The organism is Rhizobium sp. PP-CC-3G-465 (genome assembly GCF_004343445.1).
Lineage (GTDB): Bacteria > Pseudomonadota > Alphaproteobacteria > Rhizobiales > Rhizobiaceae > Ferranicluibacter > Ferranicluibacter rubi.
In genome coordinates, this window is the sequence record NZ_SLYH01000050.1 from 1 (window position 1) to 2,500 (window position 2,500).

General features: G+C 61.1%; 3 protein-coding genes. All 3 read left to right on the forward strand.

Features of this window, described 5'->3' with window-relative positions:
• Positions 1 to 120 precede the first annotated feature (120 nt).
• The 3 genes from C8J33_RS26735 (at position 121) to tnpC (ending at position 2,478) form a co-directional block, all read left to right on the forward strand.
• Complete coding sequence (locus tag C8J33_RS26735) at positions 121 to 471, forward strand: transposase (protein ID WP_165906884.1); 351 nt, start codon at positions 121 to 123, stop codon at positions 469 to 471.
• On the forward strand, positions 468 to 812 hold the full coding sequence (gene tnpB, locus C8J33_RS26740) for an IS66 family insertion sequence element accessory protein TnpB (RefSeq protein WP_110803318.1): 345 nt from the start codon (positions 468 to 470) through the stop codon (positions 810 to 812). Before C8J33_RS26735 ends, tnpB begins: the two co-directional genes overlap by 4 nt.
• A gap of 73 nt (positions 813 to 885) precedes the next feature.
• A complete protein-coding gene (tnpC, locus tag C8J33_RS26745) occupies positions 886 to 2,478 on the forward strand; it encodes an IS66 family transposase (RefSeq protein ID WP_110731121.1) in 1,593 nt (530 codons plus the stop codon).
• Positions 2,479 to 2,500: the final 22 nt, after the last annotated feature.

The following is a 2,500-nucleotide window of genomic DNA, read 5'->3' on the forward strand; positions in this document are numbered from 1 at the left end:
GTAAGCGGCAAGGAGACCCCATCTGGCGCGGCTGATGCTGAGCAGGGTATTTCGGGCATACGAGTTCTCTGAATGTGAGGATCTATGTCTAGACCTGCGGCTCGCGTTGGGTTGATGCGAATGATCGAAGCGGTGCCCGATCGCCTTGACGGGTCGCCGCGACAGTTGCGGCGTTTCTGGTCCGACGAATTCAAGGCCACAGCGGTTGAGCAGGCCTGTCAGCCCGGTGTGAACGTGTCGGCAGTCGCGCGGCAGATCGGGATCCTGCCGTCTCAACTCTACCGCTGGCGCAGAGAACTGTTGGGCAGCGATGAGCCTGAACAGGCAGCAGCGGCATTTGATCCGCAGAGCGTCGCACCTGACCCTGACCCCGTCGTCGAAATCGTCATTGGCGGTATCGTTGTGCGAGCCGGCCGACATGTCGAAGAAGCGCATCTGCAGTTTGTCATCCGAGCGGTTCGCTCGGCATGATCCCCGCAGGTGTAAAGGTCTTCCTCGCCAGTCATCCCATCGACTTCCGCAAAGGGCCGGACAGCTTGCTGTCGCTGGTGCGTGATGCCGGCAGTGATCCGTTCAACGGCTCGCTCTATGTCTTCCGGGCCAAACGGGCCGACCGGATCAAGATCGTCTGGTGGGATGGATCCGGGGTCTGCCTTTACTCGAAGCGGCTGGAGAAGGCGCAGTTCTGCTGGCCTCGGATCGGCCACAACCGGGTGCAGCTCAATCATGCCCAGCTTATTGCGCTGGTTGACGGCATGGACTGGAAACGGGTTCGCTCCGTGGCGGTGAAGCCGCCGGAGATCGTTGGGTAAAGGCCTGCGGCGAAGTGAATCAGCCGCCTGAGAGGGCAGGAAAACCGGAGCGAAATATGCTCTGATAGGCCTTATGACGCCGCCCGATCTGCAGCTCCCGGATGATGTAGAGACCCTGAAAGCCATGCTCCTTGCCATGGCCGAGAAGGCAGCGCGCGCCGATGCTCTCGAGAGCGAGGTCGCAGATCTGAAGGCCAGAAACGCCGATGCTGATGGACGCATCGAGCGACTGACCCAGATCCTGAAAGCCTTCGATCGTGCCCGCTTTGGCCAGCGATCGGAAAAGCTCGCATCTCCAACGATTGACGATGAGCAGCAGGCCTTTGTCTTCGAGGAGATCGAGACCGGCATCGCTGCAATCCGAGCCCAGGTGAACAAGAGCGTCACTTACCCCGATGGCAAACGTCCGCCCCGGCCGCGCAAGGGCTTTGCACCTCATCTGGAACGGGTCGAAGTCGTGATCGAGCCAGATGAGGTGCCCGAGCACGTCGGCAAACAGAAGGTGCTGATCGGAGAAGACGTCTCGGAGCGGCTGGACGTCGTGCCGGCGAAGTTCCGCGTCATCGTCACCCGCCGACCGAAGTATGCCTTCAAAAACGAAGATGGCGTCATTCAGGCAGCTGCACCCACGCACATCATCGAGGGCGGCATTCCAACGGAAGCGCTTCTGGCCCAGATCGCGGTCTCGAAGTATGCCGATGGCCTTCCGCTCTATCGGCAGGAGGCAATCTATGCACGCGACAAGGTCGAGCTTGACCGGAAGCTGATGGCTCAATGGATGGGCAAGCTCGGCTTCGAGCTCAACATTCTGGCCGACTACATCCTGGCCGAGATCAAGAAGGCTGAGCGGATCTTCGCTGACGAGACTACGTTGCCCACGCTCGCGCCCGGATCCGGATCTGCCAAGACGGCCTGGCTATGGGCTTATGCCAGGGATGACAGACCCTTCGGTGGCAGTGGTCCGCCGATGGTCGCCTATCGCTTCGAAGATAGCCGCGCTGGCGATCGGGTCGCCCGGCATCTGAGTGGCTATCGAGGCATCCTTCAGGTCGACGGTTATGGTGCCTACAACAAGCTTGCCCGATCTGACGGCGGCAATGACGGCATGATGCTCGCTGGCTGCTGGTCCCACACCCGACGCAAGTTCTACGAGCTGCACGCTTCGGACAGCTCTAGGATCGCCACCGAGACGGTGGAGCTGATGGCGAAGCTCTGGCAGGTGGAAGAAACGGCCCGCGGTCAAAACCCTGACGCCCGTGTCACGGCGCGCCAGGCGACATCTGCTGCGGTTGTCATGGAGCTCTTCGCCCTTTGGCAAAAGACCCTGCCGCGGATCTCCGGCAAGTCGAAGCTGGCCGAGGCGATCCGCTATGCTACTTCGCGTCGTTCCATCTTCGAGCGCTTCCTCACCGACGGCCGCATCGAGCTCGACTCCAACATCGTTGAGCGCGCCATCAGGCCCCAGACAATTACGCGAAAAAACAGTCTCTTCGCTGGCAGTGACGGCGGCGGAAGGACCTGGGCGACAATCGCCACGCTCCTTCAGACGGCGAAGATGAACAACGTTGATCCGCAGGCCTGGCTTACCCAGACCCTCGAGCGCATCGCCAACGGCTGGCCAAGCAGCGATCTCGATGCACTCATGCCCTGGAACTACGCGAGCTGAACGGCCTCAGCTTGCCGCTTAC

Excerpts from the sequence above, each read along its gene's own strand:
- tnpB (WP_110803318.1), top strand. The coding sequence starts at position 468 with ATGATCCCCGCAGGTGTAAAGGTCTTCCTCGCCAGTCATCCCATCGAC.
- tnpC (WP_110731121.1), top strand. The coding sequence starts at position 886 with ATGACGCCGCCCGATCTGCAGCTCCCGGATGATGTAGAGACCCTGAAA.
- C8J33_RS26735 (WP_165906884.1), top strand. The coding sequence starts at position 121 with ATGATCGAAGCGGTGCCCGATCGCCTTGACGGGTCGCCGCGACAGTTG.